The 18,845-nt window shown below is 59.5% G+C and carries 21 protein-coding genes and 1 pseudogene; 13 read left to right on the forward strand and 9 right to left on the reverse strand.

The window, feature by feature from the left end; genetic code table 11:
* Nucleotides 1-326: 326 nt before the first annotated feature.
* From NA637_RS20205 to NA637_RS20220, 4 genes are all read left to right on the forward strand, one after another.
* Nucleotides 327-827, forward strand: a complete 501-nt coding sequence (locus tag NA637_RS20205; RefSeq protein WP_256074350.1) for a SapC family protein — start codon at nucleotides 327-329, stop codon at nucleotides 825-827.
* A 195-nt stretch (nucleotides 828-1,022) separates the two neighbouring features.
* Entirely contained in the window at nucleotides 1,023-1,256 is a 234-nt protein-coding gene (locus NA637_RS20210; RefSeq protein ID WP_256074351.1) for a DUF2281 domain-containing protein, read from the forward strand.
* Nucleotides 1,253-1,606 (forward strand): type II toxin-antitoxin system PemK/MazF family toxin, encoded by a 354-nt coding sequence (locus NA637_RS20215; protein ID WP_256074352.1) that lies wholly within the window; start codon nucleotides 1,253-1,255, stop codon nucleotides 1,604-1,606. The genes NA637_RS20210 and NA637_RS20215 overlap by 4 nt, the downstream gene beginning before the upstream one ends.
* Before the next feature lie 38 nt (nucleotides 1,607-1,644).
* A complete protein-coding gene (locus tag NA637_RS20220) occupies nucleotides 1,645-1,941 on the forward strand; it encodes a hypothetical protein (RefSeq protein ID WP_423836753.1) in 297 nt (98 codons plus the stop codon).
* A 355-nt stretch (nucleotides 1,942-2,296) separates the two neighbouring features.
* On the opposite strand, the gene NA637_RS20225 is transcribed toward NA637_RS20220, so the two are convergent.
* The 4 genes and pseudogenes from NA637_RS20225 to NA637_RS20240 all read right to left on the reverse strand — a co-directional run bounded on the left by NA637_RS20225 (nucleotide 2,297) and on the right by NA637_RS20240 (nucleotide 4,257).
* Nucleotides 2,297-2,614 (reverse strand): nucleotidyltransferase domain-containing protein, encoded by a 318-nt coding sequence (locus NA637_RS20225; protein ID WP_256074353.1) that lies wholly within the window; start codon nucleotides 2,612-2,614, stop codon nucleotides 2,297-2,299.
* Complete coding sequence (locus tag NA637_RS20230) at nucleotides 2,611-3,033, reverse strand: nucleotidyltransferase substrate binding protein (protein ID WP_256074354.1); 423 nt, start codon at nucleotides 3,031-3,033, stop codon at nucleotides 2,611-2,613. The genes NA637_RS20225 and NA637_RS20230 overlap by 4 nt, the downstream gene beginning before the upstream one ends.
* A 170-nt stretch (nucleotides 3,034-3,203) precedes the next feature.
* A pseudogene (locus NA637_RS20235) lies at nucleotides 3,204-3,598 on the reverse strand (PIN domain-containing protein).
* Between the two features lie 80 nt (nucleotides 3,599-3,678).
* Nucleotides 3,679-4,257 carry a plasmid pRiA4b ORF-3 family protein gene (locus tag NA637_RS20240; RefSeq protein ID WP_256074355.1) on the reverse strand — a complete coding sequence of 193 codons (579 nt, stop codon included), beginning with the start codon at nucleotides 4,255-4,257 and terminating at the stop codon, nucleotides 3,679-3,681.
* Between the two features lie 632 nt (nucleotides 4,258-4,889).
* Here NA637_RS20240 and NA637_RS20245 point away from each other — a divergent pair.
* Entirely contained in the window at nucleotides 4,890-6,299 is a 1,410-nt protein-coding gene (locus NA637_RS20245; protein ID WP_256074356.1) for a DUF4214 domain-containing protein, read from the forward strand.
* Nucleotides 6,300-6,388: 89 nt separating this feature from the next.
* Here NA637_RS20245 and NA637_RS20250 read toward each other — a convergent pair whose 3' ends face one another.
* Complete coding sequence (locus NA637_RS20250) at nucleotides 6,389-6,670, reverse strand: hypothetical protein (RefSeq protein ID WP_256074357.1); 282 nt, start codon at nucleotides 6,668-6,670, stop codon at nucleotides 6,389-6,391.
* A 24-nt stretch (nucleotides 6,671-6,694) separates the two neighbouring features.
* On the opposite strand from NA637_RS20250, the gene NA637_RS20255 reads away from it, so the two are divergent.
* Nucleotides 6,695-6,871 carry a hypothetical protein gene (locus NA637_RS20255; protein WP_256074358.1) on the forward strand — a complete coding sequence of 59 codons (177 nt, stop codon included), beginning with the start codon at nucleotides 6,695-6,697 and terminating at the stop codon, nucleotides 6,869-6,871.
* 47 nt (nucleotides 6,872-6,918) lie between these two features.
* Here the strand turns inward: NA637_RS20255 and NA637_RS20260 are convergent, their stop codons facing one another.
* The 3 genes from NA637_RS20260 to NA637_RS20270 all read right to left on the reverse strand — a co-directional run bounded on the left by NA637_RS20260 (nucleotide 6,919) and on the right by NA637_RS20270 (nucleotide 9,492).
* Complete coding sequence (locus tag NA637_RS20260; protein ID WP_256074359.1) at nucleotides 6,919-7,227, reverse strand: hypothetical protein; 309 nt, start codon at nucleotides 7,225-7,227, stop codon at nucleotides 6,919-6,921.
* Between the two features lie 112 nt (nucleotides 7,228-7,339).
* Nucleotides 7,340-8,536: a glycosyltransferase family 4 protein gene (locus NA637_RS20265; protein WP_256074360.1), complete on the reverse strand. Its 1,197-nt coding sequence runs from the start codon at nucleotides 8,534-8,536 to the stop codon at nucleotides 7,340-7,342.
* On the reverse strand, nucleotides 8,536-9,492 hold the full coding sequence (locus NA637_RS20270) for a GDP-mannose 4,6-dehydratase (RefSeq protein WP_256074362.1): 957 nt from the start codon (nucleotides 9,490-9,492) through the stop codon (nucleotides 8,536-8,538). The genes NA637_RS20265 and NA637_RS20270 overlap by 1 nt, the downstream gene beginning before the upstream one ends.
* Before the next feature lie 230 nt (nucleotides 9,493-9,722).
* Here NA637_RS20270 and NA637_RS20275 point away from each other — a divergent pair, with 230 nt between their 5' ends.
* From NA637_RS20275 to NA637_RS20290, 4 genes are all read left to right on the forward strand, one after another.
* The gene (locus tag NA637_RS20275; RefSeq protein ID WP_256074363.1) at nucleotides 9,723-11,141 is read left to right on the forward strand and encodes a mannose-1-phosphate guanylyltransferase/mannose-6-phosphate isomerase; all 1,419 of its coding nucleotides are present in this window, start codon (nucleotides 9,723-9,725) and stop codon (nucleotides 11,139-11,141) included.
* Between the two features lie 383 nt (nucleotides 11,142-11,524).
* A complete protein-coding gene (locus NA637_RS20280; protein WP_256074372.1) occupies nucleotides 11,525-12,493 on the forward strand; it encodes a UDP-glucose 4-epimerase family protein in 969 nt (322 codons plus the stop codon).
* Nucleotides 12,490-13,515, forward strand: coding sequence for an MraY family glycosyltransferase (locus NA637_RS20285; RefSeq protein WP_256074365.1), 1,026 nt, complete (start codon nucleotides 12,490-12,492; stop codon nucleotides 13,513-13,515). The genes NA637_RS20280 and NA637_RS20285 overlap by 4 nt, the downstream gene beginning before the upstream one ends.
* A 143-nt stretch (nucleotides 13,516-13,658) precedes the next feature.
* Entirely contained in the window at nucleotides 13,659-15,671 is a 2,013-nt protein-coding gene (locus NA637_RS20290; RefSeq protein WP_256074366.1) for a polysaccharide biosynthesis protein, read from the forward strand.
* A gap of 1 nt (nucleotide 15,672) precedes the next feature.
* Here NA637_RS20290 and NA637_RS20295 read toward each other — a convergent pair whose 3' ends face one another.
* The gene (locus NA637_RS20295) at nucleotides 15,673-16,395 is read right to left on the reverse strand and encodes a DUF3298 domain-containing protein (RefSeq protein WP_256074374.1); all 723 of its coding nucleotides are present in this window, start codon (nucleotides 16,393-16,395) and stop codon (nucleotides 15,673-15,675) included.
* 228 nt (nucleotides 16,396-16,623) lie between these two features.
* On the opposite strand from NA637_RS20295, the gene NA637_RS20300 reads away from it, so the two are divergent.
* The 3 genes from NA637_RS20300 (at nucleotide 16,624) to cpdA (ending at nucleotide 18,752) form a co-directional block, all read left to right on the forward strand.
* Nucleotides 16,624-17,241 (forward strand): NUDIX domain-containing protein, encoded by a 618-nt coding sequence (locus tag NA637_RS20300; protein WP_256074367.1) that lies wholly within the window; start codon nucleotides 16,624-16,626, stop codon nucleotides 17,239-17,241.
* Nucleotides 17,238-17,684 (forward strand): DUF1249 domain-containing protein, encoded by a 447-nt coding sequence (locus NA637_RS20305; RefSeq protein ID WP_127840222.1) that lies wholly within the window; start codon nucleotides 17,238-17,240, stop codon nucleotides 17,682-17,684. The genes NA637_RS20300 and NA637_RS20305 overlap by 4 nt, the downstream gene beginning before the upstream one ends.
* 252 nt (nucleotides 17,685-17,936) lie before the next feature.
* Nucleotides 17,937-18,752, forward strand: a complete 816-nt coding sequence (gene cpdA / locus NA637_RS20310; RefSeq protein WP_256074369.1) for a 3',5'-cyclic-AMP phosphodiesterase — start codon at nucleotides 17,937-17,939, stop codon at nucleotides 18,750-18,752.
* The last annotated feature ends 93 nt before the right edge of the window (nucleotides 18,753-18,845 follow it).

The raw sequence follows: 18,845 nt of genomic DNA on the forward strand, positions 1-18,845 counted from the left end.
CGAAGGCCGTCAGGAAGGTCGCCTGGAAGGTCGTCAGGAAGGCCGCCTGGAAGCCAGGCAAGAGACTGCCCATAACCTGATCAAGCTGGGGGTGCTGAGTGACGAGCAGATCGCCGACGCCACGGGGTTGACGGTTGAAGGTGTGCAAGCCCTGCGTGCCGAAGACAGGCACTGATCTTCCACACCGGTATAAGCATCCAAACAAAAGGACACCCACTTTGTTTTGCTGACCTAGCCGTCTGCGCTACGCTTCATCCATTGCCCGCATTGAGCGGGCCCGGCAAGGATCGCCGCCATGACACAACCTCGCTCCACCCTCGTCAGCCTTGACGACATCTCCAGGTATCACTGCGTTTGCCGCTGCGTGCGGCGCGCCTTTCTTTGCGGGGCAACAAAGGGACACCCACTTTGTTCTTGACGCTCGCCCGGTAGCGGCTAGCCTGATTAAACAAAGGGATGACAAACAAAAGGACACCTATAACCAACAACGCAAACAGCAGGCCACCCACAAGGCGCTGCAAGCCTTGGCCCGCGCCAAGGTGATCGCCCCCTGGCCCGACACCATCCAACAGGCCGCCGGCATCCGGATCGAGGGCCTGCACATGATCGACGAGCGCGCGCTCGCCCAGCTCGACGACACGGCGTTCCTCGCGCTACGCAACGCCCAGGCCCTGCCCATCGCCTATGCGGTGAACTTCTCCATTCAACAGACCCACCTGCTCGCCCGCCTGGCGCGGCTCAACCCGGGAAGCGTAGCCGCCCCGGCGAACCTGGATGCGCTGTTCGGCGAAGGCGACGACGAGCTGAGCTTTGATTTTGATAGCTGACCCAGGAGGGGCCGCATGACACGGCGGTGGGGTGCTCTGGGCATGAGGCGGTTGCTTACCGGCTGCGGCCGGGTGCCGTTGGTGCCGGTTCTGTCGTCCGCTCAGTTGGCCCTGTCGGTGGCGCGGGGCCGCGCGGAAGCCAGTTAGCATTATGCTATCCTGATCGCAGTACAGGGCTTGCATGGGGTAAGCGCGATGCAGCTTGAAGAACTCATTACCAAGGTCAGCCGGCTATCGGCCGCCCGCCAGCAGGAGGTGCTTGATTTCGTTACCTTCCTGGAGCAGCGATATGGTCATCAGGAGCGTGCTGACCAAGCTGACTGGTCAGAGAAGCAGTTCCACACTCTGAGCGTAGAGCAAGCGATGCGTGGTCTGGAAGACGAGCCTGATCTCTACTCGGAGGAAGATCTCAAGGAACGCTGGCAATGAAGCGTGCTGGTCAGATTGCCTTGATGCCCTTTCCCTATACCGATCTGACGCACAGCAAGAAGCGCCCGGTACTCTTGCTGCGCCGGCTCGATCATACTCAGGATGACTGGCTCGTCTGTATGGTTTCCTCTCGTCTACATCAGGCCGAACCGGGTCTCGACTGGGTGCTGACATCGGAGGCTGAGGAATTCGCGGCCTCCGGCCTCAAGGTCTCCAGCGTGTTTCGGCTGTCACGTGTCGCGGTGCTGAATGGTGCCTTGCTGCTGGGGCAGATGGGAGCGGTGAGCGAGACCAGGCTGTGTGACCTAAGAACTCGGCTCAGTCGCTGGATTACCTGCGAGCAGGGGTGACTTGACTGCGGCGTGCCTTCGTGGTGTGGATTCGTCGCGTGATGCTTCCCCACCGGGCGCCGGGAGTGGAGCTGCCCGAGTTCAACGACTTACAGGATTTACACGAGGTACACGACATGTTGGCCGAACGCATCAAGAAGTGGCCTGGACAGTGGGAAGAGCGCGGCATCCAGAAAGGTATCCGGCAAGGCGAACGGATCGGAATTCAGAAAGCCCAACGCGAGACCGCCCGCAACCTGATCAGTATGAACATTCTGACAGACACCCAGATTGCACAGGCCGCAGGCTTGACCGAAGCCGAGGTCAAGGCGCTCCGTGCCGAGATCAAGCACTGAGCACCCTCCACCCTCTTCACTCTTAAATCGGGGACAGACCACGTTTTTCCTTTCTTCCGCTACGCGGTTCACGGGCATGGCCCGTTCCTACACGTTCCTACAAATTAAATCGGGGATACTTAACGCTTCCAACAGAGCGGAAAAGGCGATAGGCAGAAGGTAGGGGTGGGCGTCCGCCCGGAGCCGGGTATGTGCCGGAAGGAGAAACCGTCGATATGGTCTATCAGCAGCGCAGGGTGGGGCCGGCTGAGTAAGCCTTTGGTTGTTGGAGGCCCGCCCTGGCGGCGAAGCTTTTGCTTTTGAGCTGGCAGAGGCCGCATTCGCCGCGGGTCGCGCCACGAAAGCGGCGCGGGATTTAATCCGTTGCTTTGTAGAACGACTTTCCAATTCGGGCGATGTGATCGAGTAGTTGCGGATTGTCGATCTGATGATGCAGGGAGAGGTCGATCTTGTAAGGTAGAAGCAGGTCATCCAACGCCAGTTCGATGTTGAGCAGGTCATGATGTGTGAGCTCATCGCCTATCAGGGTCAGGTCGATGTCCGAACCGGGCCGGTAGCTACCTTTTGCGCGGGACCCGTAGAGAATTGCTTCGCTAACCTTGGGGCAAAGTCCAAGTGCTTTGCAGATCGCTTGAACGTCTTCTTCGGATAGTCCCGAGTCTTCCGGCTTCATGGGTTTGCCTCGGCCCGGCTGGACATCGTTTGCTCCAGCGCCTTTAGCAGCGGATGGTGCTGCAACTGGATATTGGTCAGGATCGCCTCGGCTGTTTCCTCGTTGTAGGTATGTGAGGTCCGGTTGCGGTCCGTGAGCATTTGCATCCAGCCATGGCCATCGCTGATCAGGCCTTTGCTGAACGCCTCGCGAATGGTGTCGCGCGAGCCAACGATGCCGTCGATGCCCTGCCAGACGAGGAAATCTCTTAACGTATTCCAGCCAAGCTCGTAACAATATTTGAAGCCCTGGATGACGCCTTGTTTTTCAAGTTTCGACAGCTCGCGTTGCGCCATGAGCTCAACCGCTTCATCAAGCTGAAGCAGAGCCTTGCGGAAGTTGTCCAGGCGCTGCTGACAGCGCACGTCGACGGTGTTCATTGATGGCTTGGCCTGCGGATTTTGTGCGGATGATTCGGAGGTTGGCGATTCGCGTTCCTTACGTTATGGCAAGGATGGCGTGAGGGCAAGCACACTGCTTTTGGTCTTGCGGGAGGCCCGCCCCGGGGCGAAGCTTTTGGCTTACGGTACGTGATGGTCGCCGTCCTTGCTCAGGCTAGGCGACGCATACCCGCAGTCTTGGCGGCTTTCTCATCAAACGTAACGAGGCACTCGCATCCGGCAGCGTTGGCGCACCGTTCGATGAGACAGTCCGCGAAGTCTGCATTCGACTCGGAGAAATGCCGCAGGGCTTGCCAGACGACTTCGGACCGATCCACTACCAGTTCCTTCGCGGTCAGGATCGCTTACAGCACCGCGACAATTTCCACTTTGTCGGATCGATAGCAGGACTGCAGCACCCAGACCAGCTCGACTACCGGCACCGTGGCAACGAAGCGGGTGATTCTGGAGGCAGCGATTCGATCAGTGCGTTGGCCTTGCTGGATTGGTCTGGATGATCCTGGACGATGTAGCGCAGCAGAACGTTGGTATCCAGGCCGATCACCGGGCGGAAGCTCGTGCGCCGTGATGGCGGCATTCGTGTCTTCAATGGTCACCGGTTGCTCAGGGCTGCGAATCAAAAACTCAGACCTTAATCTCCTTTAACCATTGGTTGACGCGATTGCAGTCAAAAACCGTTGGATCGAAGGTGCCGCCATGCCATTGCATCATCTCCTCATGCTCTGGGTGGTCGGGGTCTGCCATCACTTCAAGAAAGTCGACATAACCCGGTCCACCGCCAATATCCTCCGGCGGGCAAGCATTGGCACCGTCGATGCAATATGGCACTTGAGGGCAGGCATCAGCGGGCAATTTCTTTTCGACTTTGATCCGGTGATCCCAGCCGTCGCCGAAATCATAGAGATAGCGAAACGTTTTTTTCCCGGATAACGCTTTGATCAGAGTCTTGCGGGCCTCCGGATTCACGGGTGGACCCCATCCTTCAGGGTCAGGAATGCCGTAGTGTTCACCGGCAATTTCAAACTCATGCAGATGGCCGCCCTCCCAGCCCATCGCGCGCTGGATCACCGTGTGCAATTTGCCCAAGGTAATGTTCTCGGACACGGCCACACGGCGCCAGATGGCAGGTTCGATCCACTTCAATTCAATGTATAGGAGCAACACATCAGGTTCGGGTTTGGACAAACGAGCAGTTTTGACCATGGATCAGACGCCTCGCAGGGTTCCGTGGGAGTGAGAGAAACGTTCCAGGGCAGCATGTTCGTCGACCCGATTGATCGGGTGTTCGGCGATGCGCTCCAGCACGTGGGTCAACTAGGCTTGCGGGTTCGGGTCGTGAGTTTAGCTGAGGCCACCAGGCGTATAAATCGCAGCCGTTCGTTCTCCGCCGGCATCGTGAAATCGGGGACAGACCACGTTTTTCCTTTCTTCCGCTAAGCGGTTAACCGGCGTGGCCCGTTCTACAGAGCCCAGGTACCGCCGTGGGAGCGGCCATGCCGGCGAAGCGTTATTTCCCCACCGGTGCGGGGTCATTCGCGGCCATGGGCCGTTCCTACAGAGCCCAGGCACCGCCGTGGGAGCGGGCCATGCCCGCGAAGCCGGATCTCAACCGTTGGGGGCAGGCTGGCAAAGCGCTCACGGCGGATCCTTATTGGCGGTGCGAAAAGCCGCGGATGTATAGGGTATTATCGGCTCGCGGGCGGGTGTGCCAGGACGCGGAGGCTTGCGAACCTGACGAGATTCGCCGGCCGCTCCGCCTGAGCGAAGGCGGAAGTTACGTAATTTAGCAGAGCAGCCTTGGTGGCCCCGCCAGCAGTCGGATTGTTGATTGCGTGATGAAGGCGCACGGCAGTCAAAGCACTCGGTATCATGACGCATCGATCCGTCATGTTGCGCTGGTCTCCATCGTGAACCAAGAAGTCACAGAACTGAGTGTTTATCCGTACCGTGCCGTTGCTCACCTGTACGTTACCTTTCCTGACGGCAGTGCTGCCTTGGGCACGGGCGCGCTTGTGGGCCGAAACGATCTGCTGACGGCCACCCACGTGCTGTATGACCCTGATGCGGGAGGCTGGGCCACTGATATCCGCATTGCGCTGGGGGTGGACTACAACACCAGCAGCTATCGCTATGAAAGCGCTTCCCTGATCGATTTGGAAGGGGTTCGCTGGAGCGCTCTCGGCTTCCCTGCGGAAACCTTTCAAGACAGTAACAATGACACTCTGACCCTTGTCGAATCGCAGGCGGACGTTGCCTTGATCGGTCTGAGCCAGGCGGTGGGCGATCAGCTGGGTTATTTCGACCTCGCCCCTGGTTACGATACGACGCAGCTGGCGTATCAGATCGGCTACCCGGAAGGCAGTACAGGCATGATGTACGGTGCGCTTCTCGTGCAATCGCTGAGCCGTTATGAGGTTTATCAGGCGACGCAGGGCGGCGCAAACGAGCTGATGGGGCCGGGAAGCTCCGGCGGGCCACTCTTCGTCTTCGACAACGAGGTGCCGACCATTATCGGGGTGCGCTCGAGCTATTCCGCCACTGAGGCTTATTGGGCCGATGTGGGCTACACCTATGAGCAGCTGGTCGCGGCGATCAGTGCCAACGATGAACTGCTAGGGGAATGGGTTGCGACTAACACCCTTCACGGTACGGCGGCGAACGACGTGCTTTATGCCACAGCTCAGGCGGATGCGGTATTGGCAGGGACAGGATTGGACGTGTTGGTATTCGCTTCTGAAAGACGCGACTATAGCGTGGCCATCGGCTCAAGCGGTGCTGTGGTCAGCAGACACAATGCGGCCGGTGATATCGACCACCTGAGTGGTGTCGAGCGGCTGAAATTTTCTGATGGTGTATTGGCGGTTGATGTCGGCGCGGGGGAGGCCGCGGGGAGTGCGTATCGCCTGTACCAGGCCGCTTTTGACCGACAGCCGGATATCGGCGGCCTCAACTATTGGATCGATCGAATCGATGCGGGCTTAACCTTGCAGGAGGCCGCAAGCGGGTTCGTGCATAGCGCCGAGTTCGAGTCCCTTTACGGCGCTGAGCTCAGCAACGATGCGCTTATCACCCAGTACTATGTGAATGTGCTGCATCGAGAGCCCGATCCGGCCGGGTACGCCTATTGGGTCGGCGAAATGGCTGCCGGGCTGAGTGGGGCGGAGGTGTTGGCGTCCTTTTCCGAGAGCACGGAAAACCAGGTCAAGGTGAGTGGCGCGCTCGATGAGGGCATCTGGCTGGCGTAGCAGGGCATTTGGCTGCGTATAAAGACGACTCTGGCTCATGTAGCCCCTCTGCCGAAGGGCTACATCCGTTGGGTCCTGTCTGGCCTTGTTTAGGCGATGAAGTTCCAATCTTCCAGTTGAAACACACCAGGCAAGCTGATGCTGAGGTCGTTCGCGGTCAGGTACCTACCGTCTCCATCAACATCGACAACCAATAGCTGAGCGTCCCGTAGCAGTGCAGCCTGGCCAGCTACACCAGTGAAATATTCAGGTGTATGCAGCTCTTCCTGGTTATCCGGCTCGCCGACATAGGTAAATTGTCCAATCAGCGCTTTTAGCTCTGCCGACATCGCGAAACGATCCAGGCTCGCTTCGAAATCTTCGACTAGCAAGCTGCCGTCACCCGGGAACAGTGTATGAATATCCGCAACGTCCGGCGTCGATGGCAGAATATCGGCCTGTCCAGCGTCGCCCGGCAGTGTTGGCTGGCCTGCCTCATCACTCCCAAGAAAATTCCGGTTTTCCAGCTGGAAAACTCCCGCAAGGCTGACGCTAAGGTCGTCAGCGGCGTCGTGCCGACCATCACCGTTTAGATCGACGACTAGCAGTTGCGAGCCTCTGATTAACGCGGCCTGACCCGCTACGCCGGTGAAGTACTCGGGCGTGTGTGCAGCTCTTCCAATGTATCGGGCTCGCCAACATAGGTGAGCGATCCAACGAGAGCGGTCAGTTCGGATAACATGCCGAATTGGTCCAGATTCGTTTCGAAGTTGCCGATCTCTATGTGCTGAGCGGTTGCTGGCAGCAGATGAACGTTGACTTCACCAGTGTTCGACTCATGGTCGCCACTGGCGTCGTTGGGTGCCGAGCCGTACTTGGCGGCTATCTGACCGATTGCAGCCAATGCCGAGGCTTCGTCCTCGACTGCTGCAATGCTGCTGACAAGCAAGTCGGGATTCAATAGCCCCGGCGAACCTGGCCCGGATACGTCGTTTTGTGGGTACCAGTTTTTTGCATTGCGCTTCGCGGGCGGTAGTGGCCTGAGCCGCGATATCGCTGACTTAAACAGCCACCCTCCTATAAACGTCATAGGTGTTTCTTGCGCAGCGCTCCCAGGTCAGTTGCCCTGCTCGTTGCAGTCCCTTTTTAGCCAGTTCGCTTCTTGCGTCGTCATGCTCGAGCAAATGCTGGATGTGCTCGGCCAAGTGGCAGCTGTCTCCCCGGCGGAACAGGCTGCTGGCACCCTCGCTAAATTCGGCCATCGAGGTGTCTGCCGTACACAGGGTAGGTGTACCGCAGGCCATTGCCTCAAGCGTAGGCAGGCCGAAACCTTCATATAAAGATGGAGCGATGAACAGGGCCGCGCCTGAGTACAGCGCCGGAAGATCCGCTTCGGGTACGAAACTCAGATGTTTGAGTGTTTTTGTGCGAGCCACGTTTTCGATACGGGTCTGCAGTGCTTCATTTTTCCAGCCCGACGCACCGGCAAGGATGAGGGGGAATGAGTGCTGAAGTACGGTAGGTAGCGCCGCAAAGGCATCGAGCAGCGTGTCGACGCCTTTGCGGGGCTCCAGTGTGCCGATGAACAGGAGATATTGGCCGTAACGGAGCCCGTATCGGTTCAGCACCTGTCGGGCGTCCGGAGCGGCTTGCGGGCGGTAGTGTTGAGCAGCGCCAAGGTGAATGGCGGTGACGATACTCGGATCGACGCGGTAGGTTTGTATGAGTTCCTGCCGCACCCATTCGGAGTCAGTGATGATTGCATCGGCACGCTCAAGGGTGCGCGGGAGCTGTTTGACCAGCCATCTGACTCGCTGACGCGGGTGGAAGTCGGGATAACGAATGAACGAGAGGTCGTGGATGGTGGTAACGCTCGGGCCGCGATGAGCTTTGAGGATAAAGCTTGGTTCGTGATAGACGAATCTTTGCTTGCTGCACCCGGTAATGCGCACGGCAGCGTTTCGTAATGCTTCCCTTGCGCTATAAGCGAGCGCGGACTGCCTGAGCCTGTGCTTGATAGTCCCGCTGACCGCTAGGTGGGTTGGTGTTTCGGTCGGGCCTGGTTTGTCATGCACGGCTACGCATGCGCTTCTGCATTTCTCAAGTGCGTGTGAGGCCGATGAAAATCGGTACCCGGAAAAGCAATCGATCTGTTGTATTTCCGGGATGTTTAGCAACGCGCTCAAGAGGTTAAAGGTGTAATTGCCGATACCAGTAAGGGGAGGGGTAAGCGACTCTGTGTTTATCCAAAGCTTCATCAGCCGGCAGCCACCTCAGCCCGCCAATAGTTCAACAAATGCCGTAGCGTGTCGTTCAGGTTGGTCGTCGGTGCCCAGCCAGAAAGCCGTTGCAGGCGTTGACTGTCGCCGACAGCGAAGGGAATGTCGGATGGCCGCATGCGGGCCGGGTCTTGCTCGACGGTAATGCTCGAGCGGCTCATTTGGAGAAGAGTGTCCAACACCTCTGCAACCCGGAGAGACTGGCCTGAGCAGACGTTAAAGCATTTCGGCGAATCATGATTTTGGGGCGCGACCGTCAACAATCGCTCGTAAGCCCGGCAAACGTCAGCTACGTCGAGGAAGTCGCGACTGGCTTGAAGGTCGCCTACCCTCAGGATCGGCTCCTGCTTGTCCGCCTCGATCAAGGCAATCTGGCGAGCATAGGAGGCGGTTACAAAGTCGGGCGACTGATGGGCGCCGATGTGATTGAAGGGGCGAGCCACTACACCGCGAATGCCGCGCCGAAAATATTCATAAAAAGCCGTCTCGGCAGCAAATTTACTGGCCGCATAGGGATTTTGCGGAAGGCAGGCGACGCTCTCGTCGAGTGGTACATTTTGTTTGAATGCCGCCCCGTAGACATCCCCAGAGCTGACAAAAAGGATAAAGCATTTCGGTGCGAAACTTCTTACCGCCTCAAGCACGTTGATGCTGCCCATCACGTTGGTCTGCCAGGTGTTCTGGGGCACCTCAAAGCTTCTCGGGACATGAGTGATGGCGGCGAGGTGCACGATGTGCGATGGCGCGGTTTCGCGGACGATCTGGCCGATGTCTTGCGCTTCGCGGATATCGCAACTAAAGGTTTCCTGGGCAAATGGGACCGGTCGACCTGCACGTGACGTCACCGCAATGACATGATGCCCAGATTGCTGGAGCAATCTGCAGAGCTGTTGCCCAACGAATCCGTTCGCGCCTGTGATGAGCGTGCGTTGCATGGGTGATCTCTATTGGCCAGAGGCTGGCGCGCTAGTTTACAGAGCGTTCCGGGCACTGGCGAGGAGAGTACGCGTCAGCAAGTGCGCTACTGCTTGGCGAGCGCCAGCGTCCAGCCTAAACTGCACGACTTTTTGTCAGCCGATGTTTGGTTGGTCAGGTTTCGTTCCTTGCGAAGCTATGGCTGCGCAAGCTCGTCGGTTCCTGCTCGCCAGTTGAAATGGAGTTTTGAATGTTCACGCCTGTAGTCCTCGCCGGAGGCAACGGATCCCGTCTGTGGCCGTTGTCGCGCCAGAGCCTCCCCAAGCAGTTCTTGGCACTGGACGGCCAAGGGCGAGGGTCCATGATTCAGCGGACGCTGGCTCGGCTGGACGGGCTGGATCATGCTCTGCCGATCGTCGTCAGCAACGAGCAGCACCGTTTTGTGGTGGCTGAGCAGTTGCGAATCGCTGGGCGGCCGAGTGGCAAAATCATTCTCGAGCCGATGGGGCGCAATACGGCGCCTGCCATTGCGATGGCTGCGTTACAGGCTTCTCGCGACGGGAATGACCCGCTGCTGCTGATCCTTGCTGCCGATCACCATATTCCGGATGAGCAGGCATTCCAGGCGGCAATCGCATCGGCAACGACCCATGCCAACGCAGGACGCCTGGTGACCTTCGGCATCACGCCGACCCACGCTGAAACCGGTTTCGGCTATATCCAGTGCGGCGAGCCATTGGGCGAGACGGGTAGCACGATTGCCGCCTTCAAGGAAAAGCCCTCGGCCGAGCGCGCGCAGGCGTATCTCCAATCCGGTTGTTATCTCTGGAACAGCGGAATGTTCATGTTTCGCGCATCCCGGTTCCTCGATGAGCTAGAGCGCCTGCGTCCCGATATTCTGGCTGCCTGCCGCGTTGCCCTGCAACACGCAGAGGATGACAACTATTTCCTGCATGTTCCTGCCGAGCACTTCGCGCTGTGCGATGACGAGTCGGTCGATTATGCGGTGATGGAGCATACCGATGCTGGCGTGGTGGTGCCGTTGGATGCTGGCTGGAACGATCTCGGCAGCTGGGCTGCCATCCTCGACGTAAGCGAGCGTGATGTGGCTGGCAACAGTCTTCAGGGCGATGTGATGTCCGTCGATACCCGCAACAGCCTGGTGCAGTCGCACCATCGTCTGGTCACTACGGTGGGAGTCGAGGGGCTGGTGGTTATCGAGACCAAGGACGCGGTGCTGGTGGCGCACAAGGATCAATGTCAGCAGGTCAAGCAGATCGTCCAGCGGCTGCAGGCCGAGCAGCGCGAGGAGTTCGTCAGCCACCCGCTCGTCAGTCGCCCCTGGGGTCATTACGACACGGTCGACAAGGGCGAGCGCTATCAAGTCAAGCGCATCACGGTGCTGGCCGGCGAGTGCCTCTCGCTGCAATTGCACTACCACCGTGCCGAACACTGGATCGTGGTGTCCGGCACGGCAAGGGTAGTATGCGGCGACAATGAACTGATCCTATCGGAAAACCAGTCCACCTACATTCCGCTGGGCGTCAAGCACTCGCTGTCGAATCCGGGCAAGGTGCCGCTGGAGCTCATCGAGGTTCAGTCCGGTGCGTACCTGGGCGAAGACGATATCGTTCGGTTCGAGGACCGGTATGGACGTGTTGGTTCGTGATTGCGAGATGGCCGGCACCGTCGCTGCAATCCCGTCCGCTTGTGTAGCGATGTGGGTGCGAAGTGCGGTGGCTGGCGCCTGCCGCTTGAATCGTCGGTCATCGTTCCTTGCTTGGAAAAGCGCGCGGAAGTTCGAGCGACTTCACCTTCGCTGAACAGCGGAATGACGGCTATCCGATTGCGTCTCGGTGTCGCGCGACTTCCGGGGGTTGAGCGTGCCAGGGGCTGAACGTGGCGGTTTCGGCGCCCCGATATGCCGGATGCGGTTCTGCTGGCGGTTTGTATCGGCGCGGTCACCGGAATCCGGGCATTCCCAAGGAATGAACGCGTAGAATTGCCGCCAGGCAGCTACGGATGGCTGCATTTGTCGGAGAACCCTTGAGCTTGAAAAGCAAGATTCTGGTAACAGGCGGGACGGGTTTTGTGGGTGGAGCGCTGTTGAGGCGGCTCGTGACCCGGCCGGACGTGCAGGTCCTTGCCTGGATACGCCGTGTGGATTCGCTGTTGCCGGTTGGTGTGGTGCCTGTTCCGGTATCGCTCAACCGCACCTTTGCAGCGGGTACTCAGGTGGAGGGCGTCGATACCGTCGTTCACTGTGCCGCGCGGGTTCATGTCATGCAGGATCATGCCGCGGACCCCCTGGCGGAATTTCGCAAGGTCAACGTCGAGGGCACGCTCGAACTGGCGCGTAGCGCCGTCGCTTCGGGCGCCCGCCGGTTCATTTTTATCAGCTCGATAAAGGTAAACGGTGAAGCGACCCTTCCAGGTAGGCCTTTCGCCGCTGATGACGTCTCTCCACCGCCAGCCGACCCTTACGCGCAATCCAAGTTTGAGGCTGAAAGCGGGCTGCGAGCGCTTGCTGCCGAAACGGGGATGGAGGTGGTCATTATCCGAACACCCCTGGTGTACGGGCCCGGTGTGAAGGGTAATTTCCGCAGCATGATGCGCTGGCTGATGAGCGGCGTACCGTTGCCGCTCGGTGACGTCGGCAACAAGCGAAGCCTTATTGCGGTGGACAACCTTGTCGATCTGATCGTCACCTGCATCGAGCATCCGGCTGCCGCGAACGAGACTTTGCTGGCCGCTGATGGTGAAGATCTGTCGACAACGGACCTGCTCCGGCGCCTGGCTTCGGCGCTGGGCACGCCCGTACGATTGATGCCAATACCGGTGGCGCGATTGGAGGCGGTGGCCGGATTTTTCGGCAAGCGTGCCGCTTATGATCGGTTGTGCGGCTCGCTACAGGTCGATATCAGTAAGACGCGTTCGCTCCTGGGTTGGTCGCCGCCCGTTGGCATGGACGAGGCACTGCGCAAGACCGCGACTGACTATCTACAGCGGCGGCACACATGATCGGGTTGGTGTTTGTGCTTGCGGCGTTGAGTTCATATGGCTTTACCGGTGCGCTGCGTAGTTACGCATTGAAGCGCAGCCTGCTGGATACACCAAACGCGCGCAGTGCTCATACGGTCCCTACCCCGCGCGGCGGTGGTATGGCAATTGTGGTTGTGTATCTGGCATCAATCATGGTGCTGTGGTCCTGGGGAGTGGTGGATGGAACGTTGGCGTTTGCCCTGCTGGGGGCCGGGAGCGGCATCGCAGCACTCGGTTTTGCGGACGACCATGGCCACATCGCGGCCCGCTGGCGCTTGCTGGGCCACTTTGTGGGCGCCAGCTGGTCGCTGTACTGGTTGGGTGGTCTGCCTCCATTGGTCATCTTCGGTGCGCCTTTCGATTTCGGATGGGCAGGTCACCTTCTTGCTGTCGTTTTCCTGGTCTGGCTGCTTAATCTGTACAACTTCATGGATGGCATCGATGGGCTGGCGGCGGTTCAGGCGATCTGTGCCTGCGGTGGCGCCGTGCTTTGCTACGCTGCAGCCGATTCAGGTGGTTTGGCTTTGGTTGCCGGGGTCCCCGAGTTGCTGCTGGTCTGCGCTGTGGCGGGTTTTCTCTGCTGGAATTTCCCATGGGCGCGTATATTCATGGGGGATGCCGGGAGCGGCTTTCTTGGCATCGTCATTGGCGTTTTTGTGCTGCAGGCGGCAGGGCAGCAGCCGCGGTTTTTCTGGTGTTGGCTGATATTGCTGGGGGTGTTCATTGTCGATGCAACTTTTACCCTGTTGCGTCGTCTGCTGCGTGGCGAGGCGGTATATCAAGCGCATCGTAGTCATGCGTATCAGGCTGCTGCACGCCGGGTAGGGCGGCATGTTCCGATAACCTTGTCGGTCGCGCTGATCAACCTTGGCTGGCTTCTGCCCTGGGCGTTGGGAGTCGCCGCCGGTCGAGTCGATGGCGCCGTGGCGTTGGTGATTGCCTATCTGCCATTGATGGGCTTGTGCATCTGGCTCCGTGCAGGTGCGGCGGAGCGTGTGTGAGGCGTTTTTTCGCAGGGCATGACCCGCGCCTACGGTGGTAGGGTTTTTTGTGGGAGCGGGCCATGCCCGCGAACGCTGACGGTTTTATCTTGCGGGCGGGCCCGCTTCTTAGGCTGAACAAGTGCGATCAGGCAGGTTGATGGATGCTACGTGACTATCTGTTAGGGTTGCCGAGGCGGTACAAGCGGCTGTTGCAGGTCTCGGCCGATGTGGTGTTGGTGTGGCTGGCCTTGTGGCTGGCCTTTGTCGTGCGGCTTGGCTCCTTCGAACTGGTCGATCCTCTGGGTGCGCACGCATGGTTGTTTGCCGCAGCGCCGCTACTGGCCATCCCGTTGTTTATCCGCATCGGCATGTACCGCGCTGTCATGCGTTACCTGGGCAATGATGCGCTGGTTACGATCGCCAAGGCAGTAACCCTGTCTTCGTTGTTGCTGGCGCTGGCGGTGTATTGGTACCGCGGCGCTCCGGCGCTCGTTCCTCGTTCGATGGTATTCAATTACTGGTGGCTTAGCCTGATTCTGCTGGGAGGCCTGCGGCTGCTGCTTCGCCAGTATGTGTTGGGTGACTGGTACAGCGTCGGGTTGGCTAACCCGTTTGCGCGTGACGATGGCTTGCCGCGGGTTGCCATATACGGCGCGGGCGCTGCCGGGAACCAGCTGGCCGCGGCCCTCCGAATGGGACGGTCGATGCGCCCTGTGGCGTTTATCGATGATGATGGCGACATCGCCAACCGGGTCATCTCCGGGCTGAAAGTCTACAAGCCCAGGCATATCGCCAAGCTGATCGAGGAAACCGGCGCGACCGAGGTGTTGCTGGCGATCCCCTCGGCCAGCCGCGCCCGACGGCGGGAAATACTGGCCGCGCTTGAGCACTTCCCCCTGCACATACGGTCAGTACCGGGTTTTATGGATCTGGCGAGTGGTCGCGTCAAGGTCGAAGACATTCAGGAAGTCGACATAGCTGACCTGCTTGGTCGAGATAGCGTGGCGCCCCACGAGCAGCTGCTCGAACATTGCATTCGCGGCAATGTGGTGCTCGTTACTGGGGCTGCGGGCTCGATTGGCTCGGAGCTCAGCCGCCAGATCATGGCGCTTGGTCCGAAAACGTTGATCTTGTTCGATCATAGCGAGTACGGCCTCTACTGCATCCATGGCGAACTGGAGCAGCGTGTCCATGAGCGTTCCCTGTCGCTCGATCTGGTTCCGATCCTGGGTTCCGTTCGCAATCCGGATCGCCTGCTGGCGGTGATGAATACATGGAATGTCAGCACGGTTTATCACGCAGCCGCCTACAAGCACGTGCCGATGGTCGAGCACAATATGGCCGAAGGGGTCGAGAACAATGTGCTGGGCACACTCCACTGTGCCCAGGCGGCCATTCAGGCAGGTGTAAAGCACTTCGTGCTGATTTCCACCGACAAGGCCGTGCGTCCCACTAACGTTATGGGCAGTACCAAGCGGCTCGCCGAGATGGCCCTTCAGGCGCTCAGTCGGGAGGCTGCGCCGGTACTCTATGGCCATCCGGGTGGGGTTAATCAGCTCAACAAGACACGCTTCACCATGGTGCGCTTTGGTAATGTTTTGGGGTCGTCAGGCTCGGTTATCCCGCTGTTCCGCGAGCAGATTCGCCGGGGCGGGCCGGTGACGGTCACGCACCCGAAAATCACCCGGTATTTCATGACCATCCCCGAGGCGGCGCAGTTGGTGCTGCAGGCCGGCTCGATGGGACAGGGTGGCGACGTCTTTGTGCTGGACATGGGAGCACCCGTGCAAATCGTCGAGCTGGCCGAAAAGATGATTCATCTGTCCGGTCTGTCGGTTCGCTGCGAAAAGAATCCGAAAGGGGATGTCGCCGTGGAGTTCACCGGTTTGCGGCCCGGCGAAAAGCTCTACGAGGAATTGCTGATCGGCGATAACGTTACGCCGACCGAACACCCGATGATCATGTCGGCTGACGAACACTACCTGCCGTGGGATGATTTTCGCCTGGTTATGGCCAGTCTCATGCAGGCGTTGCAGGACGATGACTTTGGGCAGATCAGGAAAATCCTTCGGGCGACTGTTGATGGCTATGCTCCGCGCGAGGAAATCGTCGACTGGTTGTACCGCCAGCATGAAGGTAAGCCAATGCCTGGTGAGGGGCTGAGCCCTAACTGAGTCAGTCGTGTATCGACAGGATGCGGTCCAGCTCCTCGTACGGGATCTCCAGCTCCGGATGGCCGCTCGAGTAGGGCGCGATGCTGTAGACGTCATATTTGAGCAGCACCTTGTCTCGCAGAAACGCCACATTGGAGGTCTGCTGAAAAGGCCACCGATGGCTGAACGCGGCATCGTGCTGGTTGGCCAGCAGCCATCGCTGATGCGCCTGCGCAGCAACGCGCCAGAAGGCGCCTTCCTTGCCTGGAAGCAGCACGTCGGCGAGCTTCAGCTCACGGTTCTGCTCGTGGTCGTAATTGATAAAGCCGCGACGGGGCACGCCGTGCGCGCCGCCTGTGTAAAGGTAGCTCGACAGCTCGACCACCAGCAGCGGCCCGTGCTGTTGGCGCAGCTTGGCTTGCAGGTAGCTCGCCCATCCGGGTTCTGCGTCCTGCAGGAAGCTTTGCTGGTAGCCCTCGAGCGTTGCAGGAACCTGCACATCTGGGCTGTCGACCGTCATCTCGCGTAGGCGTCTGTCGATCAGCGCGTTCAGTGCGGGCTCGTTTTCAAACAGCTGCGTATCTATGTTCACCAATGGGCAGCTATCGTCTTGTGCAGGACAGCCGGCTGGACGTTGCTCGCTGAGAATCTGTCGAACCTCCACAGGCGGCTCGCCACCGAAGTGCTGGCAGCCGCCTATGAGCAGGCTGAAAGCTGTCAAGACGATGGCAGTGCGGATTGGTATCAATGGGTTGGCTCCTGCGGCGGTTTCGGTGCGGGTTCGAGTGCAGGAGCGCAGCGAAGTTCGAGAATTGCCAGCTGGGCAGCTTCCGTCGTGCGAATGGTCTGCAAAGGGCTGCGTCTGTGCAAGCGGCGCGCTACGATGGCAGCAGAGAGACCGCTCACGCCGTGACGGTTGCAGCCTTTTTCCGGTGCCGGCAGGTGCTTGACTAAACCGATATGTGAGTAGTGCATGAACGATATTTTCAAAGCTGAAGCAGGCGACGTCGAGATCATCGGGCGCGAGCGTTGCTTCAGTGGGTTCTACAATCTTGACCGGTTTCGTCTTCGCCATCGTCTGTTTCGAGGCGGTATGGGCGCTGAGATCGAGCGCGAGCTGTTCGTGCGCCACGATGCTGTGTGCGTACTGCCCTACGACCCGCAGCGTGACGAAGTGGTCCTCATCGAGCAGTTCCGCGTCGGTGCCATGGCGCGGGGAGACAATCCGTGGCTGGTGGAAACGGTGGCCGGGCTGATCGACAAGGACGAGCAGCCGGAGGAAGTGGCGCGTCGCGAGTCGATCGAGGAAGCAGGCCTGGAGCTCGGCGACCTCTGGCCGGTGTCTGTTTACTATCCGTCCCCGGGAGGCAGCACCGAGCGCATCCATCTCTATGTTGGGCGCTGCAGCAGTGTCGGCGCGGGCGGTGTATTCGGGCTGGAAGAAGAGGGGGAAGATATCCGTGCCGCTGTGTGGTCTCTTGATGATGCACTGGAGGCGCTGCGCGACGGCCGGATTGATAATGCGGCTACGATCATTGCCCTGCAGTGGCTGGCCTTGAACCGCAGCGAGATCAGGGAGGCGTGGATATGAGGCGAACCCGCGAGCGATACCGCGTCGACCTGTTGGAGTTGCAGGCGGCCTGCGAGGCGAACTACATGCGTCTGATGCGCTTGCTGCCTGCGATGCGCAGCCACCCGGATACACGTCGGATCGCCATGAGCCAGGGCGACCGGCTGCTCGGCGTGCTGGTGTTGACAGTGACCGAGAGCTGCCCCTACACCACCACCGTCCACATCAGTCAGCAAGACTGCCTGCCTTGGTTACCTGTGCCGCAGATGGACGTGCGGGTCTATCACGATGCGCGTATGGCTGAGGTGATCGGCGCCGAGAATGCTCGGCGTTTCCGCGGCATTTACAGCTATCCCAACGCGCAGATGCATCAGCCTGACGAGAAGAATCAGCTCAATCTGTTCCTCGGGGAATGGCTCGGCCACTGCCTGGCCTGTGGCCATGAGCTGGAGTCGGTGCTATGAAAGCAGCCGCAAGTTGAAGCCGGTAGCATGAAGTAAAAGCGTGGCAGTTCAGCTCCGGCCCCTCCACGCCGATTCGCTTCCAGCCTCCAGCCTCCAGCCTCCAGCCTCCAGCCTCCAGCTTCCAGCTTCCAGCTTCCAGCTTCCAGCTTCCAGCTTCCAGCTGTTCTGTGATACATGCCCGCATCGCGCGGTTTACCCCTGCAACGCCCAGCCAGCATAATTCTTCTGCGATTTCGCCAAAGGAGACGGGTCTTGGCTGCTGCGCCGCTGACTGTTGAAAACGACTCGGTATTGCTCGTACAACTGACCGATAGCCACCTGTTCGCCGAATCAGGCGGCCAGCTGTTGGGCATGGATACGGCTGAGAGTCTGCAGCGTGTCGTCGATCTGGTGCTCCAAGAGCAGCCTCGTATCGACCTGATGTTGGCGACAGGCGATCTTTCTCAGGACGGCTCACTGGCCTCCTATAAGCGGTTTCGCCAGTTGTCCGAGCGTATCGATGCGCCGGCGCGCTGGTGCCCGGGCAACCATGATGAATTGACCTCGATGCAGGAGGCCGTCCGTGGCAGCGAAATGATGATGCCTGTGCTTGATATCGGTGCATGGCGGGTCGTCATGCTCGATACGCTGGTGCCGGGCGCGGTCTTCGGCATGCTGCGTGACGATCAATTGGACTTGCTGGAACGAACCCTGCTGCAGTCGCCGGAACGGCCTCACCTGGTCTGCCTGCATCATCATCCCGTTTCGATTGGCAGTCGCTGGATGGACAGCATCGGGTTGCACAACCCTGAGGCGCTGTTCGAGGTGCTGGACCGTTTCAGCTGCGTCAAAGCATTGCTCTGGGGGCACATTCACCAGGCATTCGATAGCGAGCGTCGGGGTGTTCGCTTGCTGGCCACCCCGTCGACAGGGGTGCAGTTCGCGCCCGGCAGCGAGGACTTCCAGGTCGACACACGCGCACCAGGCTATCGCTGGCTGCGGCTGCATGCCGACGGCAAGCTCGAGACAGGTGTCTCGCGAGTGCTCGGCACCGACTTCGTAGTCGACTACAGCGTCAAAGGCTATTGAAGCAGCTTCAAGCTGCACGCCATAAGCGCCAAGCAAACGCAAAGAGCAGAAAAAGCTTGACGGCATTTCAGCGACAGCCCCGAAGCTGATTCG

The organism is Stutzerimonas stutzeri, assembly GCF_024448935.1.
GTDB lineage: Bacteria > Pseudomonadota > Gammaproteobacteria > Pseudomonadales > Pseudomonadaceae > Stutzerimonas > Stutzerimonas stutzeri_AO.

Excerpts from the sequence above, each read along its gene's own strand:
- NA637_RS20290 (WP_256074366.1), top strand. The coding sequence starts at position 13,659 with ATGCTACGTGACTATCTGTTAGGGTTGCCGAGGCGGTACAAGCGGCTG.
- NA637_RS20305 (WP_127840222.1), top strand. The coding sequence starts at position 17,238 with ATGAGGCGAACCCGCGAGCGATACCGCGTCGACCTGTTGGAGTTGCAG.
- NA637_RS20245 (WP_256074356.1), top strand. The coding sequence starts at position 4,890 with ATGAAGGCGCACGGCAGTCAAAGCACTCGGTATCATGACGCATCGATC.
- NA637_RS20270 (WP_256074362.1), bottom strand. The coding sequence starts at position 9,492 with ATGCAACGCACGCTCATCACAGGCGCGAACGGATTCGTTGGGCAACAG.
- NA637_RS20255 (WP_256074358.1), top strand. The coding sequence starts at position 6,695 with ATGAATATCCGCAACGTCCGGCGTCGATGGCAGAATATCGGCCTGTCC.
- NA637_RS20215 (WP_256074352.1), top strand. The coding sequence starts at position 1,253 with ATGAAGCGTGCTGGTCAGATTGCCTTGATGCCCTTTCCCTATACCGAT.
- NA637_RS20300 (WP_256074367.1), top strand. The coding sequence starts at position 16,624 with ATGAACGATATTTTCAAAGCTGAAGCAGGCGACGTCGAGATCATCGGG.
- NA637_RS20265 (WP_256074360.1), bottom strand. The coding sequence starts at position 8,536 with ATGAAGCTTTGGATAAACACAGAGTCGCTTACCCCTCCCCTTACTGGT.
- NA637_RS20285 (WP_256074365.1), top strand. The coding sequence starts at position 12,490 with ATGATCGGGTTGGTGTTTGTGCTTGCGGCGTTGAGTTCATATGGCTTT.
- NA637_RS20240 (WP_256074355.1), bottom strand. The coding sequence starts at position 4,257 with ATGGTCAAAACTGCTCGTTTGTCCAAACCCGAACCTGATGTGTTGCTC.
- NA637_RS20230 (WP_256074354.1), bottom strand. The coding sequence starts at position 3,033 with ATGAACACCGTCGACGTGCGCTGTCAGCAGCGCCTGGACAACTTCCGC.
- NA637_RS20225 (WP_256074353.1), bottom strand. The coding sequence starts at position 2,614 with ATGAAGCCGGAAGACTCGGGACTATCCGAAGAAGACGTTCAAGCGATC.
- NA637_RS20210 (WP_256074351.1), top strand. The coding sequence starts at position 1,023 with ATGCAGCTTGAAGAACTCATTACCAAGGTCAGCCGGCTATCGGCCGCC.
- NA637_RS20275 (WP_256074363.1), top strand. The coding sequence starts at position 9,723 with ATGTTCACGCCTGTAGTCCTCGCCGGAGGCAACGGATCCCGTCTGTGG.